A 19,227-nucleotide genomic window follows, 5' to 3' on the forward strand; every position below is an offset into this window, starting at 1 on the left:
CTGTTAATTAGATTTAGAAAAGAATTTCTGTTTATAGACTTCTATTAAGAAAAGTGGTGTTGAGTATAAATATCGTTTAGTTAAGCGCCAAGCAGTAAAACTCCTGTAAAGCCATTCTAGTTTTATTTTAATTATCCATTTTGGAGCTCGTTTTTTTGTTTCGGCAATAAAATCGAAGACTGCTCCAATAGAGCAAATAACATTAGTGTTAATTTTTTCTTTATTGTCAAAAACCCATTTTTCTTGTTTTGGAGCTGTCATTCCAACGAAAACAACATGAGGTTGAAACGCATTAATTTTAGACACCATCTGCTCATTATCTTCCTTAGAAAAAGACGATTTAAATGGAGGAGAAAAAAAACCGAATGTGATACTAGGATACTTTTTAGTTAACTTGTCTTTAATTAAATCTAATGTTTCTTGACTCGACCCAATGTAAAAACAATTTAAACGTTTCTGTTCTGAAATTTTTAGCAAATGTTCATGGATATCTGCTCCTGCTATTTTTTTAATTTTTTGGTTGTGATTGTTTTGAGCCATTAGAACAATACCTTCTCCATCTGGAAGTAAAACATCACTTTTTATTAAAGCCTGCTCAAATTTTGAATCGTTCTTTGCGACTATATAAGAATGAGCGTTAATTGTATTTATAACAATTCGCTTTTTTTCATCAATCCCTAGGTCTTCAAGGTTAGATGCGTAAACATTATAATTTTTGATTTTTATAGATTTCAACTCTCGATTCTTATATTAAAACAAGGAATAGCTCCTTGAGGGCAAATATAATTAGTAAATAGCTTATGCCATTACTTAAAAATAGTTAATTTCAATTAATTCTTAGACCATTTATCTATTACTTTAGACTTGTCTTGCAGATAAAAATTTTGAAAAAATGTAGAGTTGACTATTTGATTTATTACGTTGTGGTCTAGTTTAATGCTTTTCTTAATGTTTTTATATGTGCCAGCATAATGTTTATTCTCACCAAGATTTGCCTTTTGTAATTGTAATGGAGCATCAAGGTCAAGGAAGTCTTTAATCGCTATAGGGAACACCGAATCTAAATCTTCCATTTTTAATAATAGAAGATGATTGTTGTTGTTATGTGAAATTACATATTTGTTTTTATAATCAAATTTTTGTGCGAAAACATCTATCCCAAAATTATTTTTGATTTCTAGATCAAACCATTCTTTAAGTTCATTACAGATATCAGTTTCAAACTTTTCTTTTAGTATTTTTTGAGCGATGTTTATATCAATTTCTAATTTTTTGTTTTCCAATACATCTTTATATTGATCGGTATTTTGGAAAAAAGAAGATATTTCTCTTGAAATTGGCTCTCTAATGATACTTATAATCAATAATTTACCAGTATAAGTTTTGAGTTTTTTTCTTAAAATTTTAGAAACAATTAAATGTAAGGGTTTTGACTTTCGATTAGAATAAATATGGTCTCTAACTGATTTTTCTATTCCTGCTTTAGAAAAATTATGGATATGAAAAACTTGATTTGTAGTTTCTTTCTTTAACGTATAATAAACACTTGAAGATCCAACCTTTCCTGGTGTTAGAATAATAATTGGTGGTTTTTTAAATTGTATGGTTTTAAATTTAATTAGATAAACAAATTCGACTAATGAGCCTAAGTATTTAGCAATAAATCTACGAAATCGAACCTTTAAATTCATGAACTATTTATTATTTTCTTAAGGCATTTTTAAAGATATTATCTAATCTTTTTCCATACATTTCTACGGTAAACTCTTTTTGATATTTTAAATTTCCAGCAGTGCCCATTTCAATTTGCAATGAAGGGTTTTTTATTAAAACTTCCAATTTATCTGCTAAACTTTTTGCGTCTTTTTGTGGCACTATAAAACCGGTTTCGTTATCGTCAATTATATCCCTAACACCTCCTTCTGGACAAGAAATCACAGGTAAACTGTATTGCATCGCTTCAAGGAGAACTAAAGGAAAGCATTCATTGGGATAATGTGTTGGAAAAGCAAAAATATGAGCGTTTTCGAAAGCTTCATGCTTTTCTTTTTCATATTTCTTACCAGCATAATGTACTTTAGTTGTTAGATTTAGTTGTTCAATTTTTTCCTGCAGTTCTTCGGCTTTTATATCGCCAACATTACCAACATAAGTGCAACGAAAATCAAGTCCTCTTTCATCTAGATGTTTACAAGCATTAAGCAAAGTGTAAACCCCTTTAGACTCAATTAAGTTAGATAGAAATAAAATTTCTGTTGGACTGTTTTCAGATTTCAGCTCTCTTTTCTTTATGTCATAAGTCACCTTAGGAATTCCGTTATGGCAATATTGTATTTTATCGAGGCTTACATACTTCTGAATGTCTTCATAAATCCATTTTGATCCTAATACAATATCAACATTTCTTAACACTCTTTTGTACAAAAAGTTGTCTAAAAATTTATGCTGATGGTTTTTTATGCCTTTGTTGTGAAAATGGTAGACTAATTTTGCTCCCCTAAGTTTTAACATAAAAACGATTAAAGCATCTTTATAGAAACCCATTCCGTTAGAAGTTAAACTTATATATACAAGATCTGGTTTATACGATCCATAAGCTGAAAAACAACTCTTAAAAAGATTAATAAAATTTGACAACTTACTAAATGTTACTCGCTTTCTTTCCTTAAAGGTTTTGGTAGTTCCTAAATTTATGTATTTAGTTTCATAATTAGAATTAATAATTTTACTATCAACAATGAATTGACCTAACATTGCAGCACCATGAATTGGTGGAGGAAGATGAAGTATAAATAGTATTTTTGGTTGTTTCATATAATCTCTAAATTTAAAAAATTACGCAATGTGTAACTTGTTTTTTTAAAATAATTATGCTTTAAATTTTATTTTTTGTTTACGATCAATTTTATAGTTTCTAATCCCAATTTACATCCAATAGCAGTTATGCTAGCAAACACGTTCATTCCTGCATTCCGTCTTGCTGTATAAAATTCAATTAAAACTTTTTTAAGTGGAATTTGTCCGCTTACACCTCCTAGTCTAAAGTTCACTGTGGGCTTATTAATATAAAAAAACTGATCTTTGTTTTTCAGAAATGAGGTTAAGGTAAACTGATAATCCGAATACACCTTCAAGTTGGTATTATACATATATTCTTTGTAAACTTTTGGTGATACAAACATTGAAGGATGGTTATAAGTCATCGAAAAATATTTGAACTTTATTACAGATGGATTAAATGCAAATAGCTTTTTCTCTCCGTTTGGATACACATCAAATCTATCGGAATGAAATATTCCCTTCTCTGAATTTAAAAGGTAATTATGAACTACCGTTTCAACAGCATCTTGTTCGTACCAATCATCACTATTAATCATTCCAATAAGCTCACCTTTTGCCATACTAATACCTTTATTCATGGCGTCATACAGCCCTTTATCAGGCTCGCTTACCCAATGGTTAATATGAGCTTCATTTGCTTTGATTACATCTATGGTTCCATCGGTAGATCCACCATCAATAATTATATACTCAATATTATGATATGTTTGATTTGTAACACTATCAATAGTTTGTTGAAGATATTTTTTTCCATTAAAAACTACAGTTACAATACTTATTAAGGGCTGTTGTGTCATTTAATTTTTAATTTGTTTTCAATCTCTTCATTGGTCATCATTCTATTCTTTTTATTTAAAACAGTTCCTATTGACATCCATAATAAAATAAATGTAGGAGTGAAAGCTGGTCTAAAGGAAATTAAGCTCAATAATGTAAGTGACAAGATGAAAAGCCCAAGTCGTTTTACAAAATTATTATTTGATTTAAATATGGCTAAGTAAACCGAAGTTAGCATCAAGCTAAAATTTAGGATTAATAATAAAAACCCTCCTTTTAAAATCATTTGGAGGTAACCCACTTCTACTGTTATTCGGGTTGGATTATCTAATGCAAACCAATATTCGCCAATATGCTCAAAATATCTCAAAACCTTACTAAAAAAGGGACTGTAATACGTTCCCAATGAACCTTTCCCAAAAATCTTTTCAGTAGTGTTCAAATCGGCCAATAACTCAGTAAACAAAAATGTTCTTGAATCCTTAAACTCGATTATTCTATTAATAAGCAATGAAATATTTTCGTAACCATATGTGAAGACTAGAACCAAAAGTATTGTGAACCCTAACATAATATACTTAAGAATGGATTTTTTTATTTTAACATGCTTAATTTTCATTAAAAACAAAAAGAAAAACACAAGGGTAAGGAAAATAAACTCTATTCTTTGTTCTGTAAATATTGCAACTATAACGTAAAGTATAAAACTAAAATATACAATTAACCGTCCAGTAATATTAAATCGACTAAAGCCAATTAAAAGTATAAAGTTAATTGGTCTTAATAACCAAGTCCATTCTGTTTTCAGTTTTCCAGGCATTGCATTATACTGAAATAGAAACAAAGTTGAAAATAACATTACTCCAAACATGAACTGGACCGATTTAAATACTGGTCTCCAATTTTCTATCTTAATCCCTAAAATTAAGACAACAGGAATGATCCATGCCAGAGCCATATACACATTCCCGAAATTTGTAACCCAATCTTGGATTTTAAAAGAGAATCCTCTTACTGTGGTAATTATTCCCCAAAAAAACAAAAGATAAAAAAGGGTTCTTGAGGATTTAGAGAGTTCACTTAATAAGCTTCTATTTCTATAACTTACATAAAGAATAGTAACAACAGAAAACAACAAAAAGCTAGTTATCGCTAATTTTTCAAAGTTTAGACCATTTGGCCTGAACAGAAAAAGGAAGAAAACGTATAATGCATTGCTGCAAATGGCGTATTTAAGTAGCTTTTGTTCTGTAATAAACATACTGTTCATTTAAGAAAGGTATTTTTTTTTGATCCAACTAAATTTCTTACTGAATACTAAATTCAATTTAAATTTTCTTGTAATAAAATTGTTGAAATAATCAATACTATCCTTAAGTATTAAATGATTGTTTTTAGAATTTAGTCCTTTAATTTCTTTAATTATTTTTTCTTTATGATATCCTTGAGTTTTTAAATCATTGTCGTGTATTTCCTTTAACAACCATAATGCATATCTTTTTCTAATACTGGAATTAAACACATGCTTCCAATTATCGATGCTCTTACTAGATATCGTTGTGTACTTTTTCACTCCTGTAGGATCACCTAGACTTCCTTTAGTATCTTGGATATGAAAATTATTTAATATTGACTGATTTAATTCAATGTTCAGATAATCTGTTATGGTCTTTAATTCTGACTCAAAATTGGTGACAAACTTTTCATAATTAATAGCAATACTCTTGTCCTTGTGCTTATTATAACCTTCACTTAATAATTGAGTTCCAGTAACAATGTCGTCATAGGTAGAACGCAATTTATTAAACCTGTTATTTCCCCAAGTTGCTATGGCTGATGCATAGGCATGTATTGGGTTTCTAAATAAAAATACAAATTTAGCGTCAGGAAATAAACTAACAATCTCATCAATAATTAAATAATAACGAGGCGTTTTATCTAAAAAATAACGTTCATTATTTTGACATTGTTTGGAATATAAGTCCAAAATAAAAGTTCTAAGTGATGCGTTGTAATCCGCCTCTTTATTGGGTAAATTATTTATAAAATCTCTTACTGCCCAATAAGCGGTCAAACTCGAATATTCTGAAAGCGTCCCCTCTTCTCTTAATGAAAATACTTGTGGCAAAAGGACCCATGGTTCTGCCACACTATGAATATCTTCATGAGACATCAACACCCTTTGTAAAAGTGTTGAGCCAGATCGTGGAAGTGAAAAAATAAATATAGGTGCTTGCATGTATTCTACTTAACTATAAACGGAATATAACAGGTCCAAAAACCAAGTTTCTTTTTTATGATAATAACTAATGTAACATTCCAAAAAATCATAGCAATAGAACTCGATAACGCTGCTCCATTTATACCAAATTTAGGAATTAGCAAAAAGTTTAAAATCAAATTAATAATAAACGCTATAATAATGACATATTGATATGTTTTTTGATTATTTGTCATTTGCATCAAATGACCTACAGAACCAGATACCGAATTAACAAAACGCGCTATACATAACAATATGAGCACAATATAGCCAGAAACAAATTCAGACCCAAAAATGCCCAAAATAGTTTTAGGAAACACTATAAAAATTAACAAGATTGGAGCAGAAGTAATAAACATGATTTTTGTTGACTTCTGCACTACATCTTTAAGTCCTTTAAAGTCCTTTTTTGAGTAGAACTCAGCAAATTTAGGGCTAGATATAGAATTTACAGAAGCTAAAGCGATTAGTGTTATCGATGCTAATTTTAAAGCAGAATTATAGATACCAATATCTTTGGGAGCTTTATAATATGAGAGCATTAGAATATCTGTCCAGCCCATTAATAATGCAAATGAACTTGATAACATCATTGGGAAAGAAAGATAAATTATGTCTTTAAAACTATAGGTTCTATTTGGTTGTTTAACATGGTTGTGTTTAAATGATTTCGAAAAGAAAATAAACGCTATGGTCGCTATACTAAGTGTGACAAGAATAGCATATACATATATTTCAAAAATTTTAGCGTCAATCTCTAAAAAATAAAATACACAAAGTAGAATCAAAAATGTAAAACTCAACAGCGCTGATTTAAACAGCATAAACTGAAGAATGCGCTTATAAGATTGAAAAACAACACTTATTAAAATAAGCAAAGCCATTGGTAAAACGGCTATTCTAACAAAAAGTAGATAAGGTTCGAATCCTTTTTGTTTTAGGATACTATTTGTGATAAAATCGGAATAATAATTAATCCCTAAAATAACTACTATTGAAAGAATAATGGTTATTGAAGTGGCTTTAAAAAGCACCTTAAATATACTTGACTCACTGTTGTTTTGCTTAAGATCAGTAAGCAATCGAATTATAGAATTATCAAATCCAAAAACAGGAATTACTACAGCAATGCTAAGCACAGTAAACCCTAATGTGTAAATTCCCCATGCCTCAGCACCATAAAATCGGGTTATAAACAACATCGATAAGTACGTAAATAGCATTCCTGCTATTTTTAAAAAAAAAGCAGAAGAACTTCCTTTAATGAGCTCTCTTAAGTTTTTATCATTCGTCTGAAATATTTTCATCTTACTTCTGCTCCTATTTCAATCTCTTTATATTTGTAAAACGAAATTATTATTCAAGGATGCTTAAGGCTTATTTTACCTCTTGGATTTTATCAATATACAACTGTCTTAACATTAAGATTGGATTATGTTTCCCTTCTACTTGTTTAGTTTTAAAAACATTTAAAGTTTCGTCATAATCCATATATTTATTAGTACGAAAATAGTCTAATACGGCCTCAGATTGAATGTTATAATTTAAGTCACCAAACGAAAGATTAATGTTATTAATTTTCACTTCTTTAATGGATTTTGTTCCAAATGAAATGCCTACAAAATTGTCTGGAGTAATGTTTTCAGGCATTTCAAACCGAATTGTTTTTGCAGTCTCGTTAGCATTTATTTTCTGAGTAATGTATATGTCCATAAACTGACCATTATTCAAAAATGTATTTATAGACATTAATTTAAAGTCTTCGGGTATTGAAGATTCTAGATCTATCTCTACTATTAACGCTTTTGGTTTTGTTACTTGCTCTATGTTTTCAGCAGAAGTATCCTCTTTTTTAGTCTTATTTTGATCATTTTGGCATGATGAATATAATACCATGATAACCAGTAGTAAAAATACTTTTTTCATTTTATTAGACTTTAACAATTAAACAATCATACCAGCAGCAACAGTCTCGTTTGTTGTATCATCAACAAGAATAATGCTACCTGTGGTTCTGTTTTCTCTATATGAATCGATCATTAAGGGTTTGGTTGTTCTTATTTTGACCTTAGAAATGTCATTCATGCCTAACTCTTTGTCATGACTATTTCTTTCTAAAGTATTAATATCAAATTTATAAACCACTTCTTTAATCATTGCCTTTTGCTCATTTGACGTATGTCTAATACTATATTTTGCCCTTGGTTTTGCATTATCATTATGCAACCAACACAACATGACTTCAATATCTTGAGAGGCTTCTGGCTTATTATTAGATTTTACAATCATATCTCCTCTACTGATATCAATATCATCTTCTAAAGTTACAGAAACCGACATTGGTGCATAAGCTTCCTTTAATGACTTATCTAATGTATCTATACTTTTTATAGTAGATGTGAAACCTGATGGCATAACAGTAACTTCGTCTCCAACTCTAAGAATTCCACTAGCAACTCTACCTGCATATCCTCTATAATCTCTATGGCTATCATTCTGTGGTCTTATGACGGTTTGAACTGGGAAACGTGTATCTACTTTATTGATATCACTACTAATGTGCATTGTTTCTAAAGTGTGTAATAAAGGCGCTCCTTGGTACCAATCCATATTTTTAGACCTGTTTACCACATTATCACCTAATAAAGCGCTAATTGGAATGAAACGCACATCTGTTACAAGCATTTTTGAAGAAAACTCTTCAAATTCATTAATCACTTTATTGTAAGCTTCTTCAGAAAAATCAACTAAATCCATTTTATTAACACAAACAATAACATGTGGAATCTGTAATAAAGAAGCAATAAATGAATGTCGTCTGGTTTGTTCTATAACACCATGGCGTGCATCAACTAAAATAATTGCCGCATTAGCTGTGGATGCTCCAGTAACCATATTTCGTGTGTATTGAATATGTCCAGGTGTATCCGCAATAATAAATTTACGCTTTGGTGTTGTAAAATATCTATAGGCAACATCTATGGTGATACCTTGCTCTCTCTCATCTCGCAAACCGTCAGTAAATAAAGCTAAATCAACTCCATCGTGACCTTTCTTTTTACTTGTGTTTTCAATAGCTTGTAATTGATCTTCAAAAATAGATTTAGAATCGTAAAGTAGACGACCTATTAATGTGCTTTTTCCATCATCTACACTTCCAGCTGTTGTGAACCTTAATAATTGGTTGTTATCAATCTGCATTTTTTTAATATTTTAAGTCTCTTTTAGTAAAAAAATTTGAGGGTTTTTAGTTTCTTTCTCAATGAATAATACATCAAATTTTGAACGTGTTGATGTATCTATTAAGACCCGAGCAAATATAAACTTATCTTTGTTAATATCTATAACCTTTGCAGGAAAGCCATCAACGTTCTTAATTTTTTATTTATCTATCCAACTCATTTTCTTTAAAAAGATTGCCCTCTAACTTCATAAAAATTACAAATCAATTGTCATACTCCTTAAAATAACCCAATTCAGTTAAAAAGCATTATAAGTTTAAATGCTCAATGGTAAACGTTTTAGATACTTTTTTATCCTTTTTCCTAATAAAGAACACATCAAACTTTAATATATTAGGGTTTGGGATAATAATTCTATTTATGAAAAATTTCTTATTCAAAACGTTTACATTTCTTAATTGAAAACTTTCAACGACTTTATTTTCATTGTCTAAACTTGTATTATAATATCTTACGTATCCAATATAATCATCGTAACTTTTAAACCCTTCTTCCCCTTCTAAAATAATTACATATTGGTCTTTAAGTTCATTAAAGTATTTGATTTGATTTATTCTAAGTTCTTCATTAAAATCAAAAGGAAAATTCAATATAGATTTAGCCGATTCTAAGTTATTATAGAGATGGCATGTAATATTATCACAGACTTTGCTTTTACTGAAATTTAGTTTGTAATTCTTTTTTATATACTTTGAAAGGTATTCAGATACTTTGATGCTACCATTGTATGTTAAATGATTTAGGTCATAGAAATCATATGGTTTTAATTGTATTTCAGGAACATGTTTATTTAGGTTGAGATAGTTAATGCCTAAAGAATCCATTTTTGTTTCAAATTTTTCATAATAATCTAAATTATGACTGTAATCTCTAATGGATGGTGAAGTAGTAACAAGTAATTGGCTACTACTGTTTTTAATAATGTCATTAATTGAAGCTAAAATGTTTATTTCCGCAGCATTTACTCCTCCTTTTTGTTTTGAATTAATTAAAGCTTCATTGTATGGTGATTCCAATATTTGTCCTTTAGCTAAAACGTTTTTATTTGGTAAAATATTACTCGTTGTAAACCCTCTGTTGCTAAACGTAAAATCTAATTTGTTATATAAAAATGGCACATTCTGTTTATCACCAAACATAACGGAATCCCATTTTGAATGATTTCTATAGGTCGGACTTAAAGTTGATAACAAATCTTTGTCTAAGCTCGATTTTATCTTATTAATAGAAAGTTTGTGATTATCATAAACTACATTTTGAAAAAAAACACTTCTTTCATGCTTCAGGGTGTCTTTTGCGTTTGGCAATACAACCAATCCTCGAGAAAAGTTAAGCACAATTAATTTAAAATCTGAATCACTGATGTTCTCCTCAATTAAAAATTTGGAAGTTTCAAGCGTTTGAGCTCCTGAAGATAAGTTAAAACTCTTTCCGCCTAAATGATAATCAAATACAGCTGGATTAAACGAACAAAAACTTTTAGAACTACCTATAAAAAGGACTGATTTATCAATATCGTTTTTAACTAGTGTATTAAAGTCATTTACAACAGCATTAAATTTATCATAATTAGCAAATCGTTGATCTATTAAATTAATAGAAATTATAACTAACCCTAAAAACAAAACCACTTTTAAAATAAACTTGTTCATGTTTTAAAATTGAAAATAGACAAACGCATTAACTCTGTTTCCCTCTTCTGGAATAAGCGATGAAGTAAAGTTAAATAATTGACTACTATAAATCTGAGTCTTTTTTTAGTTTTAAACCCTTCATTGTATAAAATCGAGATATTTCTTTTGATTCCTTTTTTATAAAGAAAAAATCTAATTTTGATAGGTTAACGTCTTCAATATGGACTGTTACAAATATATACTTAAAACCATCGCTTTCAAGAACTGTTACAGGGAAACCTCTTACGTTCTTATTCGCTTCTGTTACTTCACCATTATAGTATCTTATATACCCATTGTATTTTTCAAATTCTTTAGTATTAGAATCTTGTTTTATTTTAAATGAGAACTTATACTCGTTTGCTTTTGAATTAAGGTATGCTATTTCTTCTACTTTTATTGTCTCATTAAATTCGAATGGTTCAGATAATAATTGCTCTGTTTTTTCTAATAAAAGCCCTAGACTTGAACCTTGTTCATTTATAAATTTGGATTCAATTGTTTTAGACAGATCTAGGTCTGGTAAATCAATGATATGTTTTTGGCCTGATTGTCTTTTTGCCTTCACAAAAGAAAATAACCTTATGTTCTTATACTTTAAAATATTTGATTTAGGAATTCTAACACTAATTTTATTTTGACCATTGATACTAATATCCTTTAAACTGTAGAAGGTTTGAATTTCCCTATTTAGTTCTTTAAATTTCCCTTCAAGCAGTTTCTTATCGGCTTCATAAGGTGTTGCAATATATTCAAGGTTGTGTTTTTTAAGCAGGTCGCTAACACCTTCTTTTTTGTTTAAAATTAATTCAATTTTACGATGTTCTTTATTTTCAAACATTGAAATTCTTTTGACAAAGACATCTGGAAACAGTTCTTTATTTAATTCTTTTTCAAAGGTCAACTCAAATGCGCTACTTAATGTTTTTAATGTTTTTGGTAAATTCTCAATGTCACTATTATTTATTTCAAAATAGTCTTCGTTTAATAAATAAGTCACTAATGAGCCTGTTACTTTATCAGCACCAAATAAATTAACATGAGATCGATCTCTAAAATCATCTAAAGTCAAGCTCAATTCATCGAATTTAGTGTTAAAGTCTAAAAATTTTATGTTATTCTCTTCACACAATTCTGTAACTAAAAAATGAAAATCGCTAGCTAATTTACTGTAAAAGGCATCGAAGTATGGTGAACAAACGAGTAACAATTCTATGTTATTTTCTTTGCAAATTTCAATAGCATTCTTTATTTCTTCGAGCTCGTTTTTAAGTTTTGAAGGGTCAATTTCATTAGTACTCAATGAAAGGTATTTATCCTTTCTTTGTTCATAATCTAATAGGTTCATTCTCTCACTATCGTCCATAATAGAAAACGACCCAGAAAATCCTTTGTTAAAAAAAGCACGTGTGCTATCGAGCTTTTGTTCGCTAAACATCCAATTTGCCTTATTCCAATTTTGATGATTTCTAACTGTTGGACTGACAGCCGAAGGCAATTCATCAAATGAATACATTGATGTAAGCAACTCCATCTTATTTGTGGTCCATTTTGTATTATCAAACACCTGAAGTTGATTACTTTTTTGATGTTCGAGTTTTGGGTAATCTAAAGACCCTGGAAATACATCAAGTATGATTAATTTTGGCTTGAATTGCTTTAAAATATCATCTATTAAATTATTTGTAACCGCTATTTTCTGTCCACCACTAGCCAAACTAAAACTATTAATATGTAGAGCTTTGTCAATAATGTCTGTATTGTACGAATTCCTAGCGTGAGAGCTTCCAAATATTAAAAGGTCTAATGAATCTTTATCTAATTGATACAGTTGGTCAATAGAATTTTTAAAACTATTGTTTTTTTTAAAAACTGGATCAAATATCGTTTTTAGGATGACTATAAAAACCAAAGAGAAAACTAATATTTTAACCGCCAGTTTAATCATTCATTAAAATTGAAAATATATAAATTCTTTAACTGTATTTTCACCATATATTCCGAAAATTAATATACAAAAGACAATTGTTAAGTAAAAAACCCATCTGAATGGTAAATACATTTTATTTAAAACTACTAATGCAGAATAACGTTTGTGAATAATTTCAAAAATCAAAAGCAACAAAATCATTACAAATAATAAATAAAGCTCTGGTTGTTTAAGGCCAAGATTGAAAATGTTTTGGGTTTCTTCTATTTGAAACGAATTATTTAAGATTTGAATAGAGTCGCTATAGGAATTTGCTCTAAAAAACACCCAAGCAAAACAGACTATAAAAAAAGTAAATGGTAATGCTAAACAATAATTTAGAATGTTCCTGTTTTTAAACAACATCATTCTAAATTTAGTCAGTGCTTTTTCAACAACTATAAAGACACCATGAATTGCTCCCCAAATCACAAAAGTCATTGCTGCGCCATGCCAAAGGCCACTAACTAAAAATACTATAAAAAGATTAGCGTAGGTTCTATATTTACCTTTTCTACTTCCGCCTAAAGGAATGTACACATAATCTCTAAACCATGTTGAAAGTGATATGTGCCAATGTCTCCAAAACTCGGTTATTGATTTAGAAAAATATGGACTATCAAAGTTCTTCATTAAATCAAAACCCATAGTTCTTGCTGCTCCAATAGCAATATCAGAATAACCAGAAAAATCGCAATAAATCTGAAATGCAAATAATACTGTTGCTAATATCGTTTCATACCCATGATAATCTGTTGGGTTGTTATACACTTGATTCACCAATATTGCAGCTCGATCTGCAATGACCATCTTTTTAAACAACCCAAATGCCATTAATAGCAATCCGGATTTTACAAGTTTGTAATTAAATTTATAGGTTTTATAAAATTGAGGTAATAAGTGAGCGGCTCTTTCTATTGGTCCTGCTACCAATTGAGGGAAAAAGGCAACAAAAGAGAAAAACGCCAACCAATCTTTTGTGGGTTTTAATTGTTTTCTATAGATGTCAATGGTATAGCTTAAGGTTTGAAAAGTATAAAAACTAATTCCTACAGGAAGTATAATATTTAAGGTAGATATTTCAAGCTCTTTACCAAAAAGCCTAAAAGAATCAACAAAGGTCTCAATAAAAAAGTTCGTGTATTTAAAGTAGACTAGAAATCCTAAGTTGACCAAAAGGCTAATAAATAGTAAGCCTTTTCTTTTTTTAATATTTTCTGTCTTATAGAGCTTTTGGCCGACTATAAAATCGACTAGAGAACTTATGACGATTAGGATTAAAAAACGCCAATCCCACCATCCATAAAAGACATAACTAGCAATTAAAATTAAGAGGTTTCTTAAATAAAGTTTTTGAGAGACTAACCAATAGAGTATGAATACTAAAGGAAAAAATATGGCAAAGTCTAACGAATTAAAAAACATATCTTTTGATGAGAGTTTTTAAAAATAACCTTGACGCTTTCTGTCTTCCATAGCTGACTCAGACCGTTTATCATCACTTCTGTTACCTCTTTCCGTTTGACGCATACCAGAAACTTCATCTGCAATTTTCTCCAGTGTATCAGCATCAGATTCGATTCCGCCAGTGATTGTTATATCACCTAAGGTTCTAAAGCGTATTTTTTTGGTAACAATTTCTTCATGATCTTCAAGCACTAAAAACTCAGAGTTTGGAATCCATGAGTCTTGTCTCCAAACGACTTCTCGTTGATGAGCATAATATAAGGAGGGAATGGCTATGTTTTCACGTTTGATATAATTCCAAACATCCATCTCTGTCCAATTACTAATTGGAAATGCTCTAAAGTGTTCACCTTCAAAGTGTCTTCCGTTAAAGATATTCCAAAGTTCAGGTCTTTGGTTTTTTGGATCCCATTGTCCAAAATCATCTCTATGTGAAAAAAACCGTTCTTTAGCTCTTGCTTTTTCTTCATCTCTACGACCTCCACCAATAGCACAATCAATCTTGTTAGATTCTATAGCATCGAGTAACGTTGTAATTTGAAGTGCGTTTCTGGTTGCGTTTTTTCCTTTTTCTTCCGCAACACGTCCTTCGTCTATAGATTCTTGAACAGAACCCACAATAAGTTCGACACCCAAATCTTTAATGATGTCATCTCTAAATTGAATGGTTTCAGGGAAATTATGACCTGTATCCACATGCATTAATGGAAAAGGAATTTTAGCAGGGAAAAAAGCTTTCTTAGCTAAATGAGTCACAAGTATTGAATCCTTACCTCCAGAAAATAAAATTACTGGATTATCAAATTGAGCCCAAACTTCACGCAATATAAAAATGGCTTCACTTTCTAATTCGTCTAAATAATTTAAATAATATTTACTCATTATTGCCTTAACAATTTTGGTGTTATAAAATCTACTATTCTTTTTACGGAATCTTCAACGGTTTCTATCTCTGTTTTTATTTCAATATCAGGATTTACAGGTGCTTCATAAGGTGAAGATATGCCAGTCATATTTTTAATCTCACCAGCTCTAGCCTTTTTATACAGACCTTTTACGTCTCTACGCTCACACTCGTCTACACTTGTATTGATATAAACTTCGACAAAGTTAACATCTTTAACGATAGTTCTAATATTCTCTCTATCTTTTTTATAAGGAGATACAAATGCAGCCAAAACCACTAAACCTGCGTCAAGCATTAAATTAGAGACCTCAGCAATGCGTCTGATATTTTCTGTTCTGTCTTCTGGCGAAAAAGTTAGGTCATTATTTATACCTTTTCTAATATTATCACCATCAAGTGTATAGGTTTTTATGCCTTTTTTAAATAGTTTTTGCTCAACTACATTGGCAATGGTTGATTTTCCTGAACCTGAAAGCCCTGTAAACCAAATTAAAAGAGAGTTATGCTTATTTGATGCCATCCTATCTTCATTTGAGATTTGATAGCTATGTGGTATAATATGTTTAGACATGTTATTTTTTTTTACCAAAGAAGAATTGTCTAATTCTTCCTAAAGGAAGTTTTAGCCAAAGTCTTTCGTGTAAGTAATACAATGCGAATTTCGTAAATAATTCTGTAAGTGCAATATATAATGCAATTTCGTCGAAAGCATTTAAAACAGAACCAGAAATTAGAAAGGTCATGGTCGTTGCTATTATACGCCATGAGATTGTTTTATGAAGGGTTTGCTTTTGAGTAACAACTTTGTTTGCAAATGATCTCTGCCAAATTCGTTCATGAAAATAGTACACAACAAATTTTAGAAAAAATTCAATAGAACCTATTTTAATTGCATTTTCTAAACTACAATCACCAATAATACAAGTGATAAGTAGCACAACCAAAATTGTGTCGGTTGTTGCAATAACTCGCCATGATATACCTTTGATAAGGCTTCTAAGATGCGACTCTTTTTTATAGGTAGTCATTTATTTAGCGATTTGAAACTACAAACCAAGGATTAAGTAAGTTTTCTTTATTGTATAACAGTGGTTGTTTGGTCTCTTCGGAAATAACGTCTACACCAGCCGCATTGCAAATAGCTTGACCTGCTGCAGTGTCCCATTCCATAGTTGGAGCAAATCTCGGATAAATATCAGCATTCCCTTCGGCAACTAAACAAAACTTTAATGAACTTCCTTTGGACACAATAGATACCTCCTTGCCAGATGCTTTTAAAGATTCAATAAAATCTAATGTTTCTTGGCTCATATGAGAACGGCTTCCAACAACTTCAACTTGATTAGTTCCCTTTTTTGTTTGCAATTTTATGGCATGTTGCAACACCTCATCAATAGAGGTATTGTGGGAGTTCAGCTTGGTTTTAAAAGCTTGTCTTTCTAAAACATCAGCAAAATAAAGGGTTTTAGAAGCTGGGACATAAATAACTCCTAATTCAGGTTTCCCATTCCTTATTAAAGCAATATTAACGGTAAATTCTCCATTTCGTTTAATAAATTCTTTGGTCCCATCCACGGGATCAACAATCCAACACGTTTCCCAATGCCTTCTAACAGCATAATCTATTTGTCTGTTTTCTTCACTTATTATTGGAATTGGTGTAGGCTTTAGGAAGGTGTTTATGATATCATTTGCTTTTTTATCTGCTTCCGTTAAGGGTGACTTATCATCTTTAATTTCAACATCAAAGGCCGTGTCGTATACTTGCATAATAACTTCTCCAGCTTTTAGAGAAGCTTCAATTGCAATTTTTAAATTTTTATTTAGTTGTATACCACTCATACATATGTTTTATACCGTCTTCCAATTTCATTTTATGTTTCCAACCTAAGGCATTTAGTTTAGATACATCTGTTAATTTTCTAAGCGTTCCGTCTGGTTTATCTACATTATAAACCAATTCTCCCTTAAAACCAATTATCGTTTTAATGGTTTCTGCTAATTCAGAAATAGAAATATCTTCACCAGTACCAATATTAATATGTGTATTTCGTACTTCTATTTCATCTTTAGAAAATGTATCCTCAAAATCTCTGTTTTCCATAATGAAAACACAAGCGTCAGCCATATCTTTAGACCATAAGAATTCTCTTCTTGGCTTTCCAGAACCCCAAATTTCTACACTAGATTTAGAAACGCCAAAGGAAGATAAATACGTTTTAGCCTCTTCTATAGTTGAAAAACCAGTGTCCTTTAAAACTTCTGCATATAAGTCTTCATTTAGTAATTTAGCTAAATGAATTTTTCTAATTAGCGCTGGAAGAACATGTGATTTTTCTAAATCAAAATTATCGTTTGGTCCATAAAGATTTGTAGGCATTACAGAAATGAAATTTGTTCCATACTGCAGATTATAGCTTTCACACATCTTAATCCCAGCAATCTTTGCTATTGCATAAGGTTCATTCGTATATTCTAAAGTGTCTGTGAGAAGATAATCTTCTTTCATTGGTTGAGGTGCGTTTTTAGGATAAATACAAGTACTTCCTAAAAACAATAATTTCTTAACAGAATTTATATGGCTTTGATGAATCACATTGTTCTGAATCATCATATTATCATATATAAAATCTCCCCTGTAAATATTATTGGCTACTATTCCTCCTACTTTAGCAGCCGCTAAAAATACATACTCTGGCTTTTCAGCTTGAAAAAATGTAGCTACTTCTTGTTGATTTGTAAGATCTAGTTCTTTGTGGGTTCTGGTAACTATATTATGATATCCCTTGTTTTGAAGGTTCTCCAATAATGCACTACCAACCAAACCTCTATGTCCTGCAACGTAAATTTTTGATTCCTTTTGCATAAATTTTTCTACTCAAAGTAATTTTTGATTCTGTATCCTCCGTCTTTGAGATATTGCTGCTTTTTCATAAGCTCCAAGTCACTAGACATCATATCTTCAACAAGAGCAGGTAAATCATATTTAGGAATCCAACCTAGTTTCTCTCTTGCTTTGGTTGCGTCTCCGACTAACAAGTCAACTTCGGTAGGTCTATAATACTTTTCATCTACAGCAATTACTTCCTTACCGATTTCTAGATTATATTCAGAATTATTACAAGATTTCACATAACCTTTTTCATCAGATCCTTCTCCCTTAAATTCTAGTTCTACGCCAATATGACTAAAACACATTTTAACAAAATCACGAACTGTAGTTGTTTTCCCTGTTGCTATAACCCAATCTTCTGGTTCATCAGCTTGAAGAATCATCCACATCATTCGGATATAATCTTTAGCGTGTCCCCAATCTCTTTGGGAATCTAGGTTTCCTAAATAAATTTTATCTTGTAAACCTAGGGCTATTTTTGATGTTGCTCTTGTTATTTTTCGAGTTACAAAAGTTTCTCCTCTTATAGGAGATTCATGGTTGAATAAAATTCCATTGCAAGCATAAATCCCATAAGCTTCTCTATAATTAACCGTTATCCAATACGCATACATTTTTGCAACTGCATATGGACTTCTTGGATAAAAAGGTGTGGTTTCAGTTTGAGGTACTTCTTGAACTTTTCCATAAAGCTCAGAAGTAGATGCTTGGTAAATTCTTGTTGACTTTTCTAACCCTAAAACTCTTACCGCTTCCAATATTCTTAAGGTTCCAATACCATCTGCATTTGCCGTATACTCAGGTGTTTCAAAGGACACGTGAACATGGCTCATTGCTGCCAAATTATAGATCTCTTCTGGTTTTACTTCTTGAATAATTCTTATAAGATTAGTACTATCCGTTAAGTCACCATAATGAAGAAAGAAGTTGCGATCTTCTTCATGTGGATCTTGATATAAATGATCTATTCGGTCTGTATTAAATAATGATGATCGTCTTTTAACTCCATGAACTTCGTATCCTTTTTTTAAAAGAAACTCACTTAAATATGCGCCATCTTGTCCGGTTACTCCTGTAATTAATGCTACCTTTTTTTGCATTTATTATATTTTTAAAAAAATAAATCTTTAAGATTTAAAGGGTTGTTAGTTTGCAAATGTAATGCTTTTGTTGCTGATTTCTAAGTAATGAATAA

The 19,227-nt window shown here is 30.4% G+C and carries 18 protein-coding genes; all 18 read right to left on the minus strand.

Translation table 11 applies throughout. The features are described from left to right. Positions 1 to 3: 3 nt before the first annotated feature. The 18 genes from VOI25_RS02770 to gmd all read right to left on the minus strand — a co-directional run bounded on the left by VOI25_RS02770 (position 4) and on the right by gmd (position 19,132). Positions 4 to 735: a WecB/TagA/CpsF family glycosyltransferase gene (locus tag VOI25_RS02770; RefSeq protein WP_323787426.1), complete on the minus strand. Its 732-nt coding sequence runs from the start codon at positions 733 to 735 to the stop codon at positions 4 to 6. A 95-nt stretch (positions 736 to 830) separates the two neighbouring features. After that, on the minus strand, positions 831 to 1,691 hold the full coding sequence (locus VOI25_RS02775) for a putative capsular polysaccharide synthesis family protein (RefSeq protein WP_323787427.1): 861 nt from the start codon (positions 1,689 to 1,691) through the stop codon (positions 831 to 833). 10 nt (positions 1,692 to 1,701) lie between these two features. After that, a complete protein-coding gene (locus VOI25_RS02780) occupies positions 1,702 to 2,814 on the minus strand; it encodes a glycosyltransferase family 4 protein (protein WP_323787428.1) in 1,113 nt (370 codons plus the stop codon). Between the two features lie 68 nt (positions 2,815 to 2,882). Then, positions 2,883 to 3,638, minus strand: coding sequence for a glycosyltransferase family 2 protein (locus VOI25_RS02785; protein WP_323787429.1), 756 nt, complete (start codon positions 3,636 to 3,638; stop codon positions 2,883 to 2,885). Continuing rightward, entirely contained in the window at positions 3,635 to 4,879 is a 1,245-nt protein-coding gene (locus VOI25_RS02790) for a hypothetical protein (RefSeq protein ID WP_323787430.1), read from the minus strand. Before VOI25_RS02790 ends, VOI25_RS02785 begins: the two co-directional genes overlap by 4 nt. Positions 4,880 to 4,888: 9 nt before the next feature. Further along, a complete protein-coding gene (locus VOI25_RS02795; protein WP_323787431.1) occupies positions 4,889 to 5,857 on the minus strand; it encodes a sulfotransferase in 969 nt (322 codons plus the stop codon). 5 nt (positions 5,858 to 5,862) lie between these two features. Next, positions 5,863 to 7,188, minus strand: coding sequence for a flippase (locus VOI25_RS02800; RefSeq protein ID WP_323787432.1), 1,326 nt, complete (start codon positions 7,186 to 7,188; stop codon positions 5,863 to 5,865). Positions 7,189 to 7,258: 70 nt separating this feature from the next. Beyond that, a complete protein-coding gene (locus VOI25_RS02805; RefSeq protein ID WP_323787433.1) occupies positions 7,259 to 7,777 on the minus strand; it encodes a hypothetical protein in 519 nt (172 codons plus the stop codon). A gap of 48 nt (positions 7,778 to 7,825) precedes the next feature. Continuing rightward, positions 7,826 to 9,082, minus strand: coding sequence for a sulfate adenylyltransferase subunit CysN (gene cysN, locus VOI25_RS02810; protein WP_323787434.1), 1,257 nt, complete (start codon positions 9,080 to 9,082; stop codon positions 7,826 to 7,828). 289 nt (positions 9,083 to 9,371) lie between these two features. Continuing rightward, complete coding sequence (locus VOI25_RS02815) at positions 9,372 to 10,775, minus strand: hypothetical protein (protein WP_323787435.1); 1,404 nt, start codon at positions 10,773 to 10,775, stop codon at positions 9,372 to 9,374. Between the two features lie 85 nt (positions 10,776 to 10,860). Continuing rightward, positions 10,861 to 12,744 carry a hypothetical protein gene (locus VOI25_RS02820; protein ID WP_323787436.1) on the minus strand — a complete coding sequence of 628 codons (1,884 nt, stop codon included), beginning with the start codon at positions 12,742 to 12,744 and terminating at the stop codon, positions 10,861 to 10,863. 3 nt (positions 12,745 to 12,747) lie between these two features. After that, positions 12,748 to 14,190 carry an MBOAT family O-acyltransferase gene (locus VOI25_RS02825; protein WP_323787437.1) on the minus strand — a complete coding sequence of 481 codons (1,443 nt, stop codon included), beginning with the start codon at positions 14,188 to 14,190 and terminating at the stop codon, positions 12,748 to 12,750. An 18-nt stretch (positions 14,191 to 14,208) separates the two neighbouring features. Beyond that, positions 14,209 to 15,114 (minus strand): sulfate adenylyltransferase subunit CysD, encoded by a 906-nt coding sequence (gene cysD / locus VOI25_RS02830; protein ID WP_323787438.1) that lies wholly within the window; start codon positions 15,112 to 15,114, stop codon positions 14,209 to 14,211. Continuing rightward, positions 15,114 to 15,710, minus strand: a complete 597-nt coding sequence (cysC, locus tag VOI25_RS02835; RefSeq protein WP_323787439.1) for an adenylyl-sulfate kinase — start codon at positions 15,708 to 15,710, stop codon at positions 15,114 to 15,116. The genes cysD and cysC overlap by 1 nt, the downstream gene beginning before the upstream one ends. A 1-nt stretch (position 15,711) precedes the next feature. Then, positions 15,712 to 16,167 carry a DUF2061 domain-containing protein gene (locus tag VOI25_RS02840; RefSeq protein ID WP_323787440.1) on the minus strand — a complete coding sequence of 152 codons (456 nt, stop codon included), beginning with the start codon at positions 16,165 to 16,167 and terminating at the stop codon, positions 15,712 to 15,714. Positions 16,168 to 16,171: 4 nt separating this feature from the next. Beyond that, positions 16,172 to 16,981: a 3'(2'),5'-bisphosphate nucleotidase CysQ gene (gene cysQ / locus VOI25_RS02845; protein WP_323787441.1), complete on the minus strand. Its 810-nt coding sequence runs from the start codon at positions 16,979 to 16,981 to the stop codon at positions 16,172 to 16,174. Then, positions 16,959 to 18,005, minus strand: a complete 1,047-nt coding sequence (locus tag VOI25_RS02850) for a GDP-L-fucose synthase (RefSeq protein WP_323787442.1) — start codon at positions 18,003 to 18,005, stop codon at positions 16,959 to 16,961. The genes cysQ and VOI25_RS02850 overlap by 23 nt, the downstream gene beginning before the upstream one ends. Positions 18,006 to 18,013: 8 nt before the next feature. Continuing rightward, positions 18,014 to 19,132, minus strand: a complete 1,119-nt coding sequence (gene gmd, locus VOI25_RS02855) for a GDP-mannose 4,6-dehydratase (RefSeq protein ID WP_323787443.1) — start codon at positions 19,130 to 19,132, stop codon at positions 18,014 to 18,016. Positions 19,133 to 19,227 lie beyond the last annotated feature (95 nt).

It is taken from the genome of Psychroserpens sp., from assembly GCF_034670085.1.
In the GTDB taxonomy this organism is placed as follows: domain Bacteria; phylum Bacteroidota; class Bacteroidia; order Flavobacteriales; family Flavobacteriaceae; genus Psychroserpens.